Origin of the sequence: Bifidobacterium avesanii (assembly GCF_009299475.1) — a bacterium.
Lineage (GTDB): Bacteria > Actinomycetota > Actinomycetes > Actinomycetales > Bifidobacteriaceae > Bifidobacterium > Bifidobacterium avesanii.
Map to the genome: position 1 here is coordinate 1 of NZ_WBSN01000009.1, position 17,336 is coordinate 17,336.

The 17,336-nt window shown below is 67.8% G+C and carries 18 protein-coding genes; 8 read left to right on the forward strand and 10 right to left on the reverse strand.

The features are described 5' to 3' along the window. Positions 1–438: 438 nt before the first annotated feature. The 5 genes from DSM100685_RS05935 to DSM100685_RS05955 all read left to right on the forward strand — a co-directional run bounded on the left by DSM100685_RS05935 (position 439) and on the right by DSM100685_RS05955 (position 3,900). On the forward strand, positions 439–678 hold the full coding sequence (locus tag DSM100685_RS05935; RefSeq protein WP_152350441.1) for a hypothetical protein: 240 nt from the start codon (positions 439–441) through the stop codon (positions 676–678). A 79-nt stretch (positions 679–757) separates the two neighbouring features. After that, a complete protein-coding gene (locus tag DSM100685_RS05940; RefSeq protein WP_152350442.1) occupies positions 758–1,630 on the forward strand; it encodes an AzlC family ABC transporter permease in 873 nt (290 codons plus the stop codon). Then, positions 1,630–1,965: a branched-chain amino acid transporter permease gene (locus tag DSM100685_RS05945; RefSeq protein WP_152350513.1), complete on the forward strand. Its 336-nt coding sequence runs from the start codon at positions 1,630–1,632 to the stop codon at positions 1,963–1,965. Before DSM100685_RS05940 ends, DSM100685_RS05945 begins: the two co-directional genes overlap by 1 nt. Before the next feature lie 280 nt (positions 1,966–2,245). Then, entirely contained in the window at positions 2,246–2,974 is a 729-nt protein-coding gene (locus DSM100685_RS05950; RefSeq protein ID WP_152350443.1) for a gamma-glutamyl-gamma-aminobutyrate hydrolase family protein, read from the forward strand. After that, positions 2,971–3,900 carry a CPBP family glutamic-type intramembrane protease gene (locus DSM100685_RS05955; RefSeq protein WP_152350444.1) on the forward strand — a complete coding sequence of 310 codons (930 nt, stop codon included), beginning with the start codon at positions 2,971–2,973 and terminating at the stop codon, positions 3,898–3,900. Before DSM100685_RS05950 ends, DSM100685_RS05955 begins: the two co-directional genes overlap by 4 nt. Here DSM100685_RS05955 and DSM100685_RS05960 read toward each other — a convergent pair. Continuing rightward, positions 3,897–4,751: an aldo/keto reductase gene (locus tag DSM100685_RS05960; RefSeq protein WP_152350445.1), complete on the reverse strand. Its 855-nt coding sequence runs from the start codon at positions 4,749–4,751 to the stop codon at positions 3,897–3,899. The two genes, DSM100685_RS05955 and DSM100685_RS05960, sit on opposite strands and share 4 nt — an antisense overlap. Positions 4,752–4,837: 86 nt before the next feature. On the opposite strand from DSM100685_RS05960, the gene DSM100685_RS05965 reads away from it, so the two are divergent. After that, a complete protein-coding gene (locus DSM100685_RS05965) occupies positions 4,838–5,119 on the forward strand; it encodes a hypothetical protein (protein ID WP_239512605.1) in 282 nt (93 codons plus the stop codon). Positions 5,120–5,152: 33 nt separating this feature from the next. Here DSM100685_RS05965 and DSM100685_RS05970 read toward each other — a convergent pair whose 3' ends face one another. Both DSM100685_RS05970 and DSM100685_RS05975 read right to left on the reverse strand, forming a co-directional pair. Further along, positions 5,153–5,512: a YccF domain-containing protein gene (locus DSM100685_RS05970; RefSeq protein ID WP_152350446.1), complete on the reverse strand. Its 360-nt coding sequence runs from the start codon at positions 5,510–5,512 to the stop codon at positions 5,153–5,155. 288 nt (positions 5,513–5,800) lie between these two features. Beyond that, on the reverse strand, positions 5,801–7,090 hold the full coding sequence (locus DSM100685_RS05975) for an MFS transporter (protein ID WP_163200822.1): 1,290 nt from the start codon (positions 7,088–7,090) through the stop codon (positions 5,801–5,803). 91 nt (positions 7,091–7,181) lie between these two features. On the opposite strand from DSM100685_RS05975, the gene DSM100685_RS05980 reads away from it, so the two are divergent. Further along, on the forward strand, positions 7,182–8,726 hold the full coding sequence (locus DSM100685_RS05980) for a C69 family dipeptidase (protein ID WP_152350448.1): 1,545 nt from the start codon (positions 7,182–7,184) through the stop codon (positions 8,724–8,726). Positions 8,727–8,750: 24 nt separating this feature from the next. Here the strand turns inward: DSM100685_RS05980 and DSM100685_RS05985 are convergent, their stop codons facing one another. The 7 genes from DSM100685_RS05985 to DSM100685_RS06015 form a co-directional block, all read right to left on the reverse strand. Continuing rightward, positions 8,751–9,473 (reverse strand): HAD family hydrolase, encoded by a 723-nt coding sequence (locus DSM100685_RS05985; protein ID WP_152350449.1) that lies wholly within the window; start codon positions 9,471–9,473, stop codon positions 8,751–8,753. Positions 9,474–9,611: 138 nt separating this feature from the next. Continuing rightward, positions 9,612–10,889 carry an ABC transporter substrate-binding protein gene (locus DSM100685_RS05990; protein WP_152350450.1) on the reverse strand — a complete coding sequence of 426 codons (1,278 nt, stop codon included), beginning with the start codon at positions 10,887–10,889 and terminating at the stop codon, positions 9,612–9,614. Between the two features lie 95 nt (positions 10,890–10,984). Then, positions 10,985–12,361, reverse strand: a complete 1,377-nt coding sequence (locus DSM100685_RS05995; protein ID WP_152350451.1) for an MBL fold metallo-hydrolase — start codon at positions 12,359–12,361, stop codon at positions 10,985–10,987. After that, positions 12,345–13,163 carry a carbohydrate ABC transporter permease gene (locus tag DSM100685_RS06000; protein WP_152350452.1) on the reverse strand — a complete coding sequence of 273 codons (819 nt, stop codon included), beginning with the start codon at positions 13,161–13,163 and terminating at the stop codon, positions 12,345–12,347. The genes DSM100685_RS05995 and DSM100685_RS06000 overlap by 17 nt, the downstream gene beginning before the upstream one ends. Positions 13,164–13,183: 20 nt before the next feature. Further along, complete coding sequence (locus DSM100685_RS06005) at positions 13,184–14,140, reverse strand: carbohydrate ABC transporter permease (protein WP_152350453.1); 957 nt, start codon at positions 14,138–14,140, stop codon at positions 13,184–13,186. Next, entirely contained in the window at positions 14,140–15,240 is a 1,101-nt protein-coding gene (locus DSM100685_RS06010; protein WP_152350454.1) for an ABC transporter ATP-binding protein, read from the reverse strand. Before DSM100685_RS06010 ends, DSM100685_RS06005 begins: the two co-directional genes overlap by 1 nt. Before the next feature lie 275 nt (positions 15,241–15,515). After that, on the reverse strand, positions 15,516–15,821 hold the full coding sequence (locus tag DSM100685_RS06015) for a YhbY family RNA-binding protein (protein WP_152350455.1): 306 nt from the start codon (positions 15,819–15,821) through the stop codon (positions 15,516–15,518). A 310-nt stretch (positions 15,822–16,131) separates the two neighbouring features. On the opposite strand from DSM100685_RS06015, the gene DSM100685_RS06020 reads away from it, so the two are divergent. After that, positions 16,132–17,331 carry an SLC13 family permease gene (locus tag DSM100685_RS06020; protein WP_152350515.1) on the forward strand — a complete coding sequence of 400 codons (1,200 nt, stop codon included), beginning with the start codon at positions 16,132–16,134 and terminating at the stop codon, positions 17,329–17,331. The last annotated feature ends 5 nt before the right edge of the window (positions 17,332–17,336 follow it).

Here is a 17,336-nt window from a genome sequence, read left to right on the forward strand (position 1 = left end):
ACGGCTTCCGAGCTTTCTGCCTGTGGAGTGGGCTGGGAGATGTGTATAAGGGGCAGGGGTGCGGGTGGGGGCGGGGCTGGCGGGCGCGGCCCGGTGCGTGACCGTGTCCGTGACATTGCGCGGCTCGTGACGTTGCGTGTGACGCTGACCGTACGGTCACTGTCACGCATGGCGGGAATCGGCTTCATTCCAAGGGACCGCGATGCCCGTCGCGGAGTGCGCGCGGTCTTTGTCACGGTCTTTGTCACGGACGTGGTCGCGGGGCTGCCGCAGGACGCCGATCCCCGCCATGTCCGGGCATCATCCCCGAGGATGAGGCGGATGCCCCGTCCGGCGCCGCGATTCATCCCGGCGCACGAGTGCGGGCGCGCGGCGGTCGGCGGACACTGGAACCATCACCGGCAACATCGGCAACAATCAAGATTCAAGGAGGCAACGATGCTGGACGTGAACCTGCTCTCGCAAATGGGACTGCTCGTGGTGGGCGGCCCGCTGTTCCTCTTCGGCATGCTGTCGTTCGTGCTCTCCGGCGTCACCTACGGGGTGCGCTCGGCCCGGCGGCTGCCCGCGTGGGAGGGCATGACCCGCCCGTTCATCTTCCTCGGCACGCTCATGGTGATCTTCGGCGCCGCCGTGCTCATGCCCGCGCTGCCGATGCTCGTGCGTCTCATAGGGTAGTATCCGGCCCGGCGCGGCCCGCCGCGCGTCCTATCATGTTTCGGGTTCGACGAACAATCCGAGGGAAAGGACGTGCGGCATGCGCAAGGGCGTGATCGGACGGGCGTTCAAGGCGGCGTTCCCGCTCACCGTGCCCATCGCCACGGGGTTCCTGTTCCTCGGCAGCTCGTACGGCCTGCTCATGCATTCGCAGGGCTTCGGCTTCTGGTGGCCGGTGTGCATGGCGTTCTTCATCTTCGCCGGGTCCATGGAGTTCGTGACCGTGAACCTGCTGCTCTCCGCGTTCAACCCCGTCGCCGCGTTCCTGCTCGCGCTCATGGTCAACGCCCGCCACCTGTTCTACGGGCTGTCCATGCTCGGCAAGTTCCGCGGCATCGGGTGGAAGAAGCCGTACCTCATCTTCGCCATGTGCGACGAGACGTTCGCCATCAATTCGAGCGCGCGGATCCCGGACGGCGTGGACCGCGGCTGGTTCATGCTGTTCGTGTCCGTGCTCAACCGCTGGTACTGGATCGTCGGCGCGGCGCTCGGCTGGCTGATCGGCGGCGTGCTGCCGTTCAGCACCAAGGGCATCGAGTTCGTGCTGACCGCGCTGTTCCTGACGATCTTCCTCGACCAGTGGATGGGCGGCAAGCGGCTGGTGAGGAACGCGCGCGGGCGGTTCGGCGGACATGCCGGGCGGGCCGCGCGCGACGAGGCGGTCGCGCGGCTGAAGCGGTACGCCGGGCGGCACCTGCCCGCGGCGGTCGGCGTGCTGGCCTCGCTCGCATGCCTGATCGCGTTGGGGCCGGACCGGTTCATGGTCCCCTCGATGGCGCTCATGCTCGTGCTGTTTCTGGCGCTGCGCCCGTACCTCGACGGGCCGGCGGATGGCACGGATCCGGGGAGCGTGGGCTCGGAGACCGTAGGCTCGGGGGACGAGGGCGGCGAGGACAAGGAGGCGGCGCGATGATGGCCATGACCGTCTGGCAGGGGGTGGCGACCGTCGCCGTGGTGGCGCTCGGCACCATCCTCACGCGCTTCCTGCCGTTCCTCGTGTTTCCGGACTCCAAGCGCCCGCCGCGCCTCGTGGAGTACCTCGGCAAGGTGCTGCCGTACGCGATGACCGGTCTGCTCGTGGTCTATTCGCTCAAGGACGTGTCGCTCGCGTCCGGCGCACACGGTGTTCCCGAGGCCATCTCGATCGCGGCGATCATCCTGCTGCACTGGTGGCGGCGCAGCATGCTCCTGTCCATCGCCGGCGGAACCGTGCTCTACATGGTGCTCGTGCAGCTCGTGTTCGTGTGACGGGCGGCGCCACTCAGCCTTCCGAGGGCGGATTTCGCGCTTTGCGGACATCTACCTGCCCTTCCGAGGGCATCCGGCATTCCGCATCGATCCCGCAAACGGCGTTTTCCCAAGCCGTTTGCTTGGCGTTTCGCCGTTTCCGGTGACTTGACGCATGGTCCGGCTGCCCTAGGAAGGGAGGATAGATGTCCGCGCGGGACGTAATCCGCCCTCGGAAGGCCGAGTAGGGCCGTGCGGTCGCCCGGCCCGCTCGTCTCGAACGCGGATTACAGTGCACGGCATGAACGAACGAGTGACGGACGTGCGGCCGGTGATCGGCATCACGCCGCTGATGGACATCGAACGCGACAGCTACTGGATGCTTCCCGGGTACATGACCGGCATCGAGGAGGCGGGCGGCCTGCCCGTGATGCTGCCGCTCACGAGCGACCCCGCGCTGCTGAGCCAGGCGGCGGTGATGTGCGACGGCCTGCTGTTCTCCGGCGGGCACGACGTGGACCCCTCCATGTACGGCGAGGAGCCGATCGCGCAGTGCGGGCGGACCTGCCCCGAGCGCGACGCGATGGAGCGCGCGCTGCTGGACATCGCCGTCAACCGCGACATGCCCGTGCTGGGCGTGTGCCGCGGCTTGCAGCTCATGAACGCGGCGCTCGGCGGCACGCTGTACCAGGATCTTCCCACCCAGCGCCCCAAGCCGGTGAACCACGACATGCAGCCGCCCTACGATGAACCCCAGCACCGGGTGGACATCGTCGAGGGCACGCCGCTGCACGAACTGCTGGGCGTGCGCTCGCTCGGCGTGAACAGCCGCCACCATCAGGCGGTGCGCCGGCTCGCGCAGTCGCTCAACGTGATGGCGGTGAGCGAGGACGGACTGGTCGAGGCGGCGTGGATGCCGGGCAAGCGCTTCGTGTGGGGCGTGCAGTGGCATCCCGAGCACGCGTGGCGGACCGACGTGGCGAGCCGGATGCTGCTGGAGACCTTCGTGAAGGAGGCCGGGGCGCGATGACCGCCGGCCCGCTCGACGCGGCGATCCGTCCCCTCGAACGCCATCGCGCGCCCGCGGCCGTCGCGGTGCTGGCGTGCCTGGCGGCGCTGTACTGGTGGGGATGGGGCGACGGCGTCGGGGCGGCCCTGCGCGCGCTCGTGGCCGACTCGGGCGCGAACACGTCCGGCACGGTCACCGTGCGCGGACAGGCGTGGCGTCTGCTGGACAACGCGCTGCTCACGTGCGCGGGGGCGGCGGCGTTCTGCGTCGTCCGCCGGCTGGCGTGCGGATACGCGGTCGTGCGGCCGGGCCGCGGCATGGATCGCGGTATGGGCCGCGACGGGGACGACCGCACGAACGGCGTTTTCCGCGCCGCATGGGCTCGCTGGTGGAACGCCGGATTCGCCTACGTGTTCTGCATGATGGCCGGATTCGCGTCGATCGACGCGACCTCGGCCCTGCTGCGCACCACATTCCACTCATACCCGTTCGGCACGCGGTACGAGAACGGGTTCGCGGCCTTGCTGTATTTGGCGAACATGTTCTTCGCCGGCCCGACCGAGGAGCTCGTGCTGCTCGGCCTCACCGTGGTCGGCCTCAGATGGGTGGGCTCGCCGTGGTGGCTTGTGACGTGCGCGGCGGTGGCGCTGCGCGTGCCGTTCCACCTGTACTACGGCTGGGCGGCGTTCGCGATCGGCGTGTGGCCGGTGCTCGCGGTGATGCTGTACCGCAGGGTCGGCATGATCACGCCGATGATCGTGGCCCACGGCATGTACGACGTCTCCACCGCGATGACGAGCATGACCGGCGTGGCGGGCTCGCCGTGGCCGCTCGTGGTCGCGCTGGCGATCATGGTCGCGCCGGTCGTGTGGGCCGCGGCCATAATCGTGCGACGGGCGCACCCAATGCTCCGGAGCCTCCGGGATCTTCAGGCTCTCCGGCGCTAGAGCTCCTCGTGCCAGTGGGGGTTCTGGCCGAACGTGTAGCCCTCGGGGTTGTCCATGGCGGCGATGTCGCGCATGTCCTCGTCGTCAAGCGCGAAGCCGGTCAGATCGAGGTTGGCGCGCTGGCGGTCCGGATGCATGGACTTCGGAATGGCCACGTCGCCGAGCTGGAGGTGCCAGCGCAGGATCGCCGCGACCGGGGAGACGCCGTGCTTGGCCGCGATGCGCGTGACCGTGGGGTCCTTGAGCATCTGGTTGGCGCGGCCGAGCGGGCTCCACGCCTCGGTGATGATGCCGTGCGCGTCGTCGTAGGCGCGCTGCTCGGCCTGCTGGAAGAACGGGTGCAGCTCCACCTGGTTGACCGCCGGGGTGACGCCGGTGGCGCGGATGAGCAGGTCGATGTGCCCGGGCAGGAAGTTGCTCACGCCGATGTGCCGCACGATGCCCTGCCGCTGCGCGTCCACCAGCGCCTGCCACGCCTCCACGAACTGGCCCTGCGAGGGGTTCGGCCAGTGGATGAGGTACAGGTCGATCCAGTCGAGGCCCATGCGGCTCACGCTCTCCTCGATCGTGGCGCGCGCCTGATCGTACTGATGATGGCGGCCGGGCAGCTTCGAGGCGACGATGATCCGCTCGCGCGGCACGTCCGACTCGCGGATCGCGCGGCCGACCACGCCCTCGTTCTCGTAGTTGAACGCCGAATCGATGAGCCGGTAGCCCACGTTGATCGCCGACTTGATCGCCTCGACGCCGGCGAACCCGTTGACCTTGTAGGTGCCGAAGCCGATGGCGGGCAGTTCGAGGCCGTCATGGGCGCGGCGGACGGGAATGGCGGGTGGTTCGAGATGGGTCATGCTGTCCTCCTTGGTGTGGTAGCGCTTTCATTGTAGGGAGGTTGCGGGGCGGACCGCCACGTCCCTGACGCGGGTACGCTGATGGCATGAACGCATCCCAGACACGACAGGCATCACGGCGGACTTCGCAGCGGACTTCTTCGCAACGGATATTGCAGCAGACCGAGGCATGGCGCCGCGCGCTGGCCGCCAAGCGCGGGTTCCGCGGCGAGCCCGATGCCGGGGACGCGAACGCGTCGGTCTCGAAGGACGGCGTCGGACGGGCGGGCGTGCCGCGGCGCGTCGGGAACGGCGGCAAGGGCGGCGGCCGGGGCTTCATGCCGTTCAAGGCCACCGGTCACAAGGGAGGCATCAGCCGTCAGGGCTGAGCCTGACCGCCGGCGAAGCGGGAAGGTCCGCCGCTACCGCACGTCCGCGCCGAAGGGGAACAGCGCGAGCTTGGCCATTTTGAACGACTGGATGCCGAACGGGATGCCGATGACCGTGACGCAGTTGGCCAGTCCGGCGAGCACGTAGCTCAGCGCGAGCCACCAGCCGGCCAGCACCACCCACACCAGATTTGCCAGCGCGGATCCGAGTCCGCCGCCGTATTCCACGGTCGCGCCGAACGGCGTCAGGGTCAGCCCGGCCATCTTGAACGCCTGCAGGCCCAGCGGAATGCCCACGACCGTGAGACACAGTAGCAGCCCGACCGTCGCCCACTCGACGGCGATGAACAGACCGCCCAGAACGATCCACAATACGTTGCCGAGAAATCTCATAATCGCAACCCTACCCGAGCTTTCGCCCGTTCGGTCCAACCTGTGCCCGTCCGCACGCAGATTGGACCGAACGGGGGATTTCAGGCCTCGAATTGGGGCGTTTTTTCGCATGATCGGTCCAAGCTGCGCGGATGAGGGCGCAGGTTGGGCCGAACGGGCGAAAACAGGAGGGAAATAAGGCGGACGAGAGACTGAGGAACGGCGGAATGGAAGACTGCGGAAGGTCAGCCGCGGCGCGCGGATGAGCCGATTTTGACGGTTCCGATGATGAGGATGATGCCTGCGGAATCAGCCGCGGCGCGCGCGGATCAGGCGCAGCGTGGGGCGCAGCATGAGCGTGAATCCGACGAGCCCCACGGCCCACAGCGGATACTGGATGAGCGCCGCCACGCGCATCGCATGGTCGGTGTACAGGCTCGGGTCGGTCGCCCCCTGCGCGTCCAGCAGCACGCCGAAGCCGAGGAAGATGACGGTGGAGGAGAGGAACCCGCCGGTGTTCGCGAAGCCGGTGGCCGCGCCCAGCACCTCGGGGCGGTTCGTGTCGCGCACGTAGTCCATGGCGATGTTCGACGCCGGGCCGCCGCTCGTCATGGCCACGAGCAGCAGGACCATGAACCACATGGGGTGCGGTCCGGGCGTGAGGAACAGCACGGTCCACAGCGCGATCTGCGCGCCCACGGACGCATACACCACGGCCGCGCGCCCGTGGATCGGGTGGACGCCGGCGAGACGGCCCATGACCGGTCCGAACACCATGTTGATCACCACGCCCATGCCCAGGTACGCGGTGGCCGTCTCGCGCGACCAGCCCTCCACGGCGAGCAGGAACGGCAGGCCCCACAGCTGGTTCATCATGTTGATCGGGAACCACGTGCTGAAGTGCACGAAGAATCCGCAGATCGTGCCGGGGGAGCGCAGGGCCGTGCCGAACCCGCGCACGGCCGCGGCGAGCCCGCCCTCCGGGCGTTCGTGATGGCGCGAGGACTGGCGCGGATCGTCGCGCACGGACAGGAGGATCGCGGCGGCGACGAGGACGCCGGTGCCGGCCGAAACGAGGAACGCGGCCCGCCATCCGGTCAGGCGCAGGAGCCAGGCGAACGGGTACAGGGAGATGATCTGGCCGAGGCCGCCGGTCACCGAGGTGAGCTGGGTGAGCAGCGGCGCCTGACGGGCCGGGAACCACGCCGAGATGAGCCGGACCACGGAGATGAAGACGAGCGCGTCGCCGAGACCCACCACGCCGCGGCCCGCCACGGCCATCCATGCGACGGGCGCGACGGCCATCATCGACTGGCCGGCCGCCATGAGCAGCCCTCCCGAGGCGATGAGCGCGCGGGCGCCGAACCGGTCGAGCAACACGCCCGCCGGCACCTGCATGAGCGCGTACACGAACAGCTGGAGGTACAGGAACCCCGAAAGCGCCGTGCTCGTGGTGTGGAAGTGGTTCGCGGCCTCGATGCCCGCGGCGGACATCGAGGACCGGCACACCACGGCGAACAGGTACCCCAGCAGTCCCATGCCCCACATCGCATAGGCCTTGGGGCCGCCCAGCCGCGTCGCGTTCTTCGTCTCGTTCACGCGCACATCGTATCGCACGGGATTCCGGGGCCGCCGCCCGCGTCCCAACCGCCGGATGCCGACGTTTACCGTTGCTCCTACAGTGGAGGCCATGTCATGCACCACAATTCTCATCGGCAAGGACGCGAGCTACGACGGATCCACGATCGTGGCCCGCAACGACGACTCCGGCTCCGGCAGGTACGACCCCAAGCGCTTCGTGGCGGTGGGCCCCGAGGACCAGCCCCGACACTACGTGAGCGAGCTGAGCCACATGGTCAAGGACCTGCCCGACGACCCGTGCCGGTACGCGATCGTGCCCAACGCGCTGCCCGGGCGCGGCATCCTCGCGGAGGCCGGCGCCAGCGTGCGCAACGTGGCCATGAGCGCCACCGAGACGATCGCCGTCAACGAGCGCGTGCTCGCCGCCGACCCGATGGTCGCCCTCGTGCCCGCCGTGGGGGAGCCCGGCGAGCCCGGCTATCAGGCCGAGCAGCCCGGAGGCATCGGCGAGGAGGACTTCATCACGCTCGTCCTGCCGTACGTGCACAACGCGCGCGAGGGCGTCGCGCGGCTCGGCGCGCTGCTCGAGCGCTACGGCACCTACGAGGCCAACGGCATCGCGATCTCCGACGTGGACGAGATCTGGTACGTCGAGACGATCGGCGGCCACCACTGGATCGCCCGCCGCGTGCCCGACGACTGCTACGCGGCCATCCCCAACCAGCTCGGGCTGGACGACTTCGACCTCGAGGACGCGCTCGGCGAACAGCGCGAGTTCATGTGCAGCGCGGACATGCGCGAGTTCATCGAGTCCAACCACCTCGACGTGTCCATGGACGCCGACCCGCACCACCTCAACCCCCGCCGCCTGTTCGGCACCCGGTCGGACCGCGACCACATCTACAACACGCCGCGCGCCTGGTACATGCAGCGCTACCTCAACCCGAGCGACGACTGGGACTCGCCCTCCGCCCGCTACACGCCCACCTCCGACGACATCCCGTGGTGCCGCCGGCCGGAGAGCAAGGTGAGCATCGAGGACGTGGATTTCCTCATGAGCTCCCACTTCGAGGGCACCCCGTACGACCCGTACGGCACGCGGGGCACCGAGGAGACGCGCCGGCGCTACCGCCCGATCGGCATCAACCGCAACGGCCAGCTCGTGGCGCTGCAGATCCGCCCGTACGTCTCCGAGGCGAACCGGTCGGTCATGTGGATCTCCTACGGCTCCAACCCGTTCACGTCGCTCGCCCCGTTCTACGCGAACGTGACGCAGACGCCCGCGTACCTGAACAACACGACCGCCGAGGTGACCACCGACTCGTTCTACTGGACCAACCGCATCATCGCGGCGCTCGCCGACCCGCACTACGGGGCGAACCGCAACCACATCGAGCACTACCGCGAGAACGTGCTCACGTACGGCCACCGGCTCGTCGCGCGGACCGACGCCGCGGTGGATTCCGCCGAGGCCGACGCCGAGGTGAACGACGAGGCCCGCAGCGACGAGCCGCGCGAGGTGTTCGGCGACCTCGAGCTCGCCAACCAGAGCATGGCCGACTACCTCAAGGCGCAGACCTCCGACCTGCTCGACAAGGTGCTCTACACGTCCAGCAACCTCATGCGCAACGCGTTCGCCATGTCGGACAAGTAGAAGCCGGGCAGGTAAGGCGGCCCGTCAGAAGCGGTCGAGGATGTCCCGCGTCATGTCCGCGAGCCGGGGCGCGCAGAACGTCGGCTCGCGGCCCGGCACGGGGTCGTGGATGTAGGCGGTCGCGTACCCGGCCGCGGCGACCGGGGCGATGTCGTTGACCCAGTGGTCGCCGATGCTCAGCAGCCGGTGCGCCCGCTCGCCGCGCCCGTCCGCGGTGTTCGTGGCGTCCGTGTCGGAGGCCTTGTCTCCGATCAGCCGGCGGATCACCTCGGGCCAGCCGCCGGGCTTGCCGCTCCCCGGAAGGATGGCGTCGAACAGGCCGAGCACCCCGAACCGCGCGAGCGTCTCCTTGAGCCCGATGAGCGGCGAGTTGGTCACCAGCACGCACGCGCGGCCGGCGTCGGCCAGACGGCCGAGGAACGCCCCCAGTCCCTCCGGCGCCCGCACGTCGAACGCGCCTTGGGCCAGGGCGTGGCGCGATGCGAGATAGGCCTCGCCGCTCGTCTCGGCGGGCACCCCGGTCCGGGCTGCGGCGCGCTGCACCACGTCGTAGGCGTCCTCGCAGCCGGGGAATGCGGACGGGTCGTCGAGGAAGCGTCCCAGCTCCCCGCGGGCGCGCTCCGCGTCCGGCTCCGTCATATGGTCGAACACCGCGTCGGCGTACGCCCACACCGGGGCCGCGCCGAGGCACACCGTGCCGTCGAAGTCGAAGACGACCACCTTGCGGTCGGGGAATAAAACGGTCATGGCAAAGGTCCTTTCCGGATATTCAATTCAACCATGGTTCTCAGCCGTGGTTCTCGGTTCTGGTTCCAAAGACGAAAAACGGCTCCCCGGCCGCCGGGATCGCGCCCGGGCCCGGGGAGCCGCGTGTTCCTCAGCCGATCACTGCTTCACGTCGGAATCGAACGTGGCCTTGTAGCGGGAGAGCACGTCGGTGAGGTTCTGCGACGGGTTGGCGAGGTAGCCCTCCAGCGCGGAGTCCGTGTCGTCCACGGCCTGCTGCGAGCCGGCCGACAGCGGCGCGGTGAACAGGTTCTTCGTCGCGTCGGCGAGGATCGGGGCGATGCTGCTGCCGGACTTGGTGTACTTGTCGTCCTTGATGGCGCTGGAGCGCACGGGCATGTAGCCGGTGTTCACGGCCCACGTGATCTGGCTGTCCTTGCTGGTCAGGAACTTCTCGTACATGAAGGCCGCGGTGCGCTGCTCGGGCGTGGCGGAGTCGAACATGTAGATGTCGGTGCCCTGCTGCAGCGAGTACTTGGCCGGGTAGGGGGCCACGCCGTACTCGAACTTGCCCGCGGCGCCCTGCTTGACGAAGGACTCGCCGGCGTTGGAGCCGATGTACATGCCCACCTTCTGGCTGCCGAACGGGCCGGACATGTACTTGTCCGTGCCGGCGATGCGCATGGTGCCGTCGGCGACGCCCTTGCCGTACCAGTCGAACGCGGCCTGCGACTGCGCGCCGGAGACGTCGAGCGACTTGTCGAACTCCGTGCCGTTGTTCTTGAGGTAGGTGATGTAGAAGTTCGACAGGGAGTCGAAGCCGAGGCCGGGGATGTTCTCGGACTGCTTGATCTTCTGCGAGGCCGCGACGAGCTCGTCGTAGGTCTTGGGCACCTGGATGCCGAGCTTGTCGAACAGCGTCTTGTTGTACCAGAGCACCTCGGTGGACTTGTTGAACGGCATGCCGTAGATCTTGCCGTTGAAGGTCACGCCGTCGCGCAGGCCGGACAGCACGTCGTCCCAGTCGTCGAACGCGAGGTTCTTGTCGCTGGACTTGATGTAGTCGTCCAGCGCCACCACGGTGCCGTCCTCGAAGCCCTGCGAGAGCCAGCCCGGGTAGGCCTGCGTGATGGTGGGCAGGTTCTTCGGGCTCTGCATGGTGGCGGTGAGCTTCTGCTGCAGGTCGCCGTAGCTGGACTGGTTCTGCAGGGTCACCTTGATCTTCGGGTTGGCCTTCATGAACGCGTCGGTGAGCTGCTGCAGGGTGGTCTGCTGCGCGCCGGTCATGGCGTGCCAGAACGTGATCTCCACGTCCTTGTCGATCGTGGTGACGGGCGCCTCGTCGGCGTTGTCGGAGGATCCCGCGCCGCATCCGGCCAGTGCCATGGCGAGCGCCGCGACGGCGGCCAGCGCCTTTGCCTGGGTGAATTGCTTCATGATTGTTCCTGCTTCCTTGATTCTTGTTATTGGAAATGCCTGTGTTTGGAAATTCTTGTGTATGGAAATCCTCGGATCGCCCGCCGAGGCCGCGGCTACAGCTCCACCACGAGCCCGCGCTCGGGCAGGATCATCATGCCGTAGTCGTTGCGGTAGCGTTCCGGATGCTCGCCGTGCACGGGGGCGAGCACGTGCGGGCGGACCGTGTCGATGATCTCGAACTCGCGCTCCACGGTCGCGTGCCCGTCGCAGCTGATGCGCCGGGCGTCGACGCCGAGGTCCGCGAAGCTCTGGAAGAACGGCGCGTAGGACGGGTCGTAGGGACCGAGCGGGGCGGCGCCGGTGTGCACGTACAGGCCGCCGCGCTTCAGGTCCCGCTGCCGCGCGGCGCGGGTGGCGTCGTCGAGCTGCCAGAAGTACGAGCCCTCGTCGTCCAGCAGCGCGTCCAGCGGCACCTCGAGCGCCGGGTCGAGCTCCACGGCCTCGTCGGGCAGGGGGCGGTCCGCGTCCCCGGAGCCGCGGAACCAGTGGACCCGCTCGCCGGTCACCGCCGTGTAGACGGCCGCCTCGTGCTCGGCGAGCACCGTCGTGCGCGGCACTTCGCGGATGAGATGGCGGATGCGGTCGATGTTGGTGGGGTAGTAGTTGAACGTGACCTGCCGGTGCGCGTTGTCGCCCACGAGCGCGGCGATTTGGTCGCACACCTCGGCCTCGGTGACCTCCGGGCGCGGCTCGCCCACGCCGGGTTCGGAGAACGAGAGGGACGTGCCCTCCATGATGAGCATGTCCGCGCGGCGGGCCGCGGCGAGGAACGCGTAGGTCTTGTCCCTGAGGAACCCGTGGAAGCGGATGTCGCCCGTGTAGGCGATGCGGCGGTCCGGCGTGTCGATGATGAAGCCGCTCGCGCCGTACGCGTCGTGGTCCACCTGCAGCAGGGTCACGCGGATCGAGCCGATGCGCACCGCGCCGCCGTACGGCAGTCCGGTGATCGGGCGCGTGTGCGGCGCCGAGGCGTCGCCGCGCTCGCGGGCGAACGGCGGGAAGTCGAAGTCGTCGTGCGTGTTCATCGCCTCGAGCACGGCCTTGGTGTCCTCGGAGGCGTACAGCGGGATGTCGCGGTCGAGGTAGTTGATCATCTTGGTGTGGTCGAGGTGCGCGTGCGAGAGGAACACGGCCGCGTGCGCGTGCCCGTCGGCGCGCCATTCATGGCCGTCGACCGGGATGTCGCGGTCGAAGACCCCCGGCAGATAGGGTACGAGCCCCAGCCGCACCAGGTCGTTGAGGTCGCGCGGCTGCTCGGGCGCGCCGGGGTCGTAGGCGCAGCCGAAGTCGAACATGACGTGGCTGTCGCCGTACTCCACGTCGATCAGATTGCCGCCTATCGTGCGCACGCCGCGGTAGAAGGTCACGCGCGTCTTGTCCCTGCGCCCGCCGCGTGTGGCGGGAACGCCGGATTCAGCCTTTGATGCCATTTTGGGCAACTCCTTCGATGATGTGCTTGTGGAAGATCGCATAGAGGATGAGGATCGGGATGATCGTGATGGCGCTCGCCGCCATCTGCAGCTGCACGGCCGTGCCGCTTTCCGAGGCGAACGCGCTCAGGCCGTTGCTGATCAGGCGCATGTCCGTGGTGTTGGTCACCAGAATGGGCCACAGGAAGTTGTTCCAGCCGCCGATGAACAGCAGCAGCCCCATGGTGAACAGCGCGGGCCGGCACATGGGCAGCATGATCCTCCAGATGAACTCCAGATCGCCGCAGCCCTGCACCTTGGCCGCGTTGTAGTAGGTGCGCGGCACGGCGGTCAGGTACTGCGTGAGGTAGAAGATGTAGAACACGCTCGCCAGCGAGGGCAGGGTGAGCGCCGGATAGGTGTCCAGCAGGCCGAGGTCCGCGATGGTGCTGTAGTTGGTGAACACCACGATCTCGTACGGGACCATGAGCAGCGCCACGAGGCACGCCATGAGCGCCTTCTTGAACCGGAAGTCCAGGCAGGTGAGCGCGAACCCGGCGAGCACCGTGGTGACCATGGTGCCCAGCGTGGAGGCGCCGGCCACGAGGACCGTGTTGACGAAGTACCGGGCGAACGGGGCCTGTCGCATGGCCTCCGCGAAGTTGCCCCACTGGGCGTGCGCGGGCACCAGCGTGGGCGGGATGCTCGTGCTCTCCTGATAGGTCATGAGGCTGCCGGACAGCATGTAGACGAACGGGAACAGCGTGATGACGGCCATCGCCACGATGAAGACGTAGCGCAGGGCCAAACCGATGTGCTTCATGGATATCACTTGCCTGTCACTTACTTGGAAAGCTTCTTGAGCAGCGCGTTCTCAAGCAGCGTGAACGCGAGGATGAGCAGGAACAGCAGCACGCCGGCCGCCATGCCCTGACCGTACTTGTGATCCACGTAGAACTTGTTGAAGATGTAGAACACGGCCGTGGTGGCGCTGTTGCCGATGCCGGCCTTGCCGTTGAACAGGGCGTACACCTCCGTGTACACCTTGAAGCTGTTGATGAAGTTCACGATCGCGAGGAACGTGAGCATGGGGATCATCTGCGGCAGCGTGATGCGCCGGAGCTGCTGCCAGCCGGTGGCGCCGTACATGTCCGCCACCTTGTAGTAGTTGCGGTTGATCGAGCGCAGACCCGACAGCATGATGATGATGTTGAACGCGAGGCACGACCAGACGCCGAAGATCAGCAGCGCGGCCATGTTGAGCCTCGGGTCGTTGAGGAAGTCGAACGGGCCGATCCCCACCTTGCCGAGCAGGAAGTTAAGCACGCCGTAGTCGCCGTTGAGCAGGTAGCGGAACACGATGCCGATGGCGATCACGCTGGTGAGGTATGGGATGAAGAACAGCGCCTCGAAGAAGCGCCCGCCCTTCATGCGCCCGTTGAGCGTGAGCGCGATGGCCATGGAGATGACCATGCCCATCGGCACCACCACCACGGCGAAGACGGCCGTGTTGGCGATGGCCGTGTGGAACTCCGGGTCCGCGACCACGAATGCGAAGTTGTCGGCGCCGGCGAACTTCGGGCGGCGTAGGCTGTTGGTCTGGAACGCCATGACGAAGATGCGGATCAGCGGCCACACGTTGAACAGGGCGATGAAGAACAGCGCCGGGGCGAGGAACAGCCATGCGCGGGGCTGGCGCTCGGCGCTGTAGGAGAACGGGCCGCGCCGGGTTGCCGTGGAGACCTTGGTGGCCGTGGAGACCTTGGCGGTCTTGGCGGGGGAAGTCGTTGCGGCGCTCATCAGTACAGCCTCGTTCCCTGCTCGTCGAACAGGAAGATGTCGCCGTAGTCGATCACGTAGCCGACCCGGTCGCCGTCGCGGATGGGGGAGCGGGCGTCCACCGTGGAGGCGGCGTGGACGCCGTCCGCGTCGAAGTGCAGCACGCTGTAGCGCCCGATCATCTCCACCGAGTCGATCGTGACGGTGAAGTCGGGCGTCCGGCCGGCGTCGGCCACCAGAAAGTGCTCCGGGCGGATGCCGGCGATCACCTTGCCGGACGCGAGCGCCCTGGCGAGCCCGTCGCGCATGCGGCCGCGGTCGAGGCGGTCGAGCGGGATGTCGAACGTGGGGCCGGTCAGGGCCTTGCGCGACTGGTCGTAGGCGAGGTCGAACAGGTTGATGATGGGGCTGCCGAGGAACTTGGCGACGAAGAGGTTCGCCGGGTTGAGGTAGAGCTGCTGGGGTACGTCGTACTGCTGGATCACGCCCTGGTTCATCAGGGCGATGCGGTCGCTGATGGACAGCGCCTCCTCCTGATCGTGCGTGACGAACACCGTGGTGATGCCGGTGGACTTGACCAGCCGGCGGATCTCCTCGCGGATGCGCAGGCGCAGACGGGCGTCGAGGTTGCTCAGCGGCTCGTCGAGCAGCAGCACCTTCGGGTCGCCCACGAGCGCGCGGGCGATGGCCACGCGCTGCTGCTGGCCGCCGGACATGGCCCCGGGCTTCTTGTCCGCCATCTCCTCGATGCCGGTCATGGCCATGTAGCGGTGGGCGATGCGCTCCGCCTCGGCCTTCGGCTTGCGGTGGTCGCCCACGCGCAGCGGGAATTCGACGTTTTCGAGGACGGTCATGTGCGGGTAGAGCGCGTAGTCCTGGAACACCATGCCGATGTTGCGGTCCTTGGGATGCTCGTGGATGATCGAATGGCCGTCGATGCCGATGTCGCCGGAGGTCGGGTCGAGCAGGCCGGCGATGATGTTCAGCGTGGTGGACTTGCCGCAGCCGCTGGGGCCGAGCAGGCAGACGAGGTCGCCGTCCGCGATGTCGAAGCTGATGTTTTTGAGCGCCTGATACCCGTTGGAATAGGTTTTGCTGAGATTGCTGATTGTGATTGCCATGATGGCATCCCCTTACGGCGTGCCGGCCTCATGACCGACGCGGTATGAACGTGACCCAGTATGGCAGGGGATCGCCGGGGACTCGTCGGCCGGGTGCGGGGCTTCATCGTGCGGGCCCCGAATGTTCATGTTCGTCATGCGGCGGCTATGTCGCGTTCATGTTGAGGGGGCGGATCGCCGGCTTGGCCGGCCCGGGTATGCGAACGGCCCGCCCTCCGTGGTGGAGGACGGGCCGTTGGATCGACGGATGCGCGCAGTCGCGCGTCTGCCGGTCGTTACTCGCGCACGAGCTGGATGTGCTCCACGTCGTCGCGCTTGGAGCGGCGGTAGAGCACCGCGCGGTTGCCGATGGTCTGCACGACTTCGGCGCCCAGCGCCTCGGCCAGCTCCGCGGCGGCCTCCTTGGCGGTGTAGCCGGAGCCGTCCTGAATCTGGAACTTGACGAGCTCGTGGCTTTCGAGCGTCTCGTCGGCCTGCTTGGTCAGGGCGTCGGTGATGTCGTTTTTGCCGATGTACACGAGGGGCTTGAGCGCGTTCGCCAGCGCGCGCAGTTGCTTGGTCTGTTTCTTGGTGAGCGTCATGCGCCCCAGCATAGCGAAGGGGCCGGTCCGTCGGCGGCCCGCGCCGTCGCCTGGTTCGCGTTGTCGTGTGGTTCGCGTTGCCGGGCCCCCGGACGCCCGGCGGCAACGGAATGCGCGATTTTGGGCCGCCGCCGGCGCCGCGAAGCCGTTCCCGGTGAAAAATCGGGCTTCCGTTGCCGCCGCACCCGCCCCGACACTCGTAGACTACGTAGTTTTTTCGCGGTTGACGTTATCATGCAGAGAAAAACAGTCTTTCGCCGAACGGTCCGGAATGGTCCGGGACGGTTCGGAACAATTCATGGAGGAATTGATGCGCCGCTGGCTGGTCACGGTACTCAAGCGTGAAACCGTACTCATCGTGGCGACCGTGCTGGCGATCGTCTCCTGCTTCATCGTGCCGCCGGACGCCGAATATGCCGGCTACATCCACACGAGCACCATCGCCCAGCTCGTGAGCCTCATGGTCGTGGTGTGCGGCATGCAGCGCATCGGGCTGTTCCGCATCATCGGCTCGCGCCTGCTGCGCCGCGTGAGCACCGCGCGCGGACTCGTGCTCGTGCTCGTCGCGCTGCCGTTCCTCTCCGCCATGCTCATCACCAACGACGTGGCGCTCGTCACCTTCGTGCCCTTCGCCATCGCCGTGCTCATCATGGCCGGGCTCGAGGACCGCACCATCCTCGTGGCCACGCTCATGACCGTCGCCGCCAACGTGGGCAGCATGCTCACGCCCATCGGCAACGCGCACAACCTGTACCTGAAGGCCCTCACCGGCATGCCGACGCTCGAGTTCATCGGCATCATGGCGCCGTATTCGGCCCTCGCCGCCGCGCTGATCGTGGCCGGCGTGTGCCTCGCCTTCGACTCCACGCCGGTGGGCGAGGGGCTCGGCGGGCTCGACGGCAACGGCATCGAGCGCGGCGTGCTCGCTCCCGAGCGGGGCAAGCACCAGCCCGACGAGATCCGCCTGACCGGCTACGGCGCGGGCCACGGCGGATGGAGGACGCCCGTGTACGCCGCCCTGTTCGTGGTCTGCCTGCTCGCCGTGGGCGACGTGCTGCCGCTGTGGGCCATGTGCGCGATCGTCGCGGCGACGTTCCTCGTGACCGACCGCCGCGTGTTCCGCTACGTCGACTGGGGCCTGCCGCTCACGTTCTGCGCGTTCTTCGTGTTCATCGGCAACATGAAGCGCGTGCCCGAATTCGCCGGCCTCGCCGCCTCGCTCGTCGGCGACCATCCGCTCGAGGTGGCCATCGCGTCCAGCCAGGTCATCAGCAACGTGCCGACCACCCTGCTGCTCTCCGGCTTCTGCGACCAGTGGCGCCCGCTCATCATCGGCACCAATCTGGGCGGCATGGGCACGCTCATCGCCTCCATGGCCTCGCTCATCTCCTACAAGGGCACGGTGGCGAAGTACCCCGACCGCAAGGGCCGCTACCTCGCGGTGTACACGGGCGTCAACGTGCTGTTCGTGGCCGCGCTGCTGGCGCTGAGCTGGGTCATCGAGCCCTGAGAGGA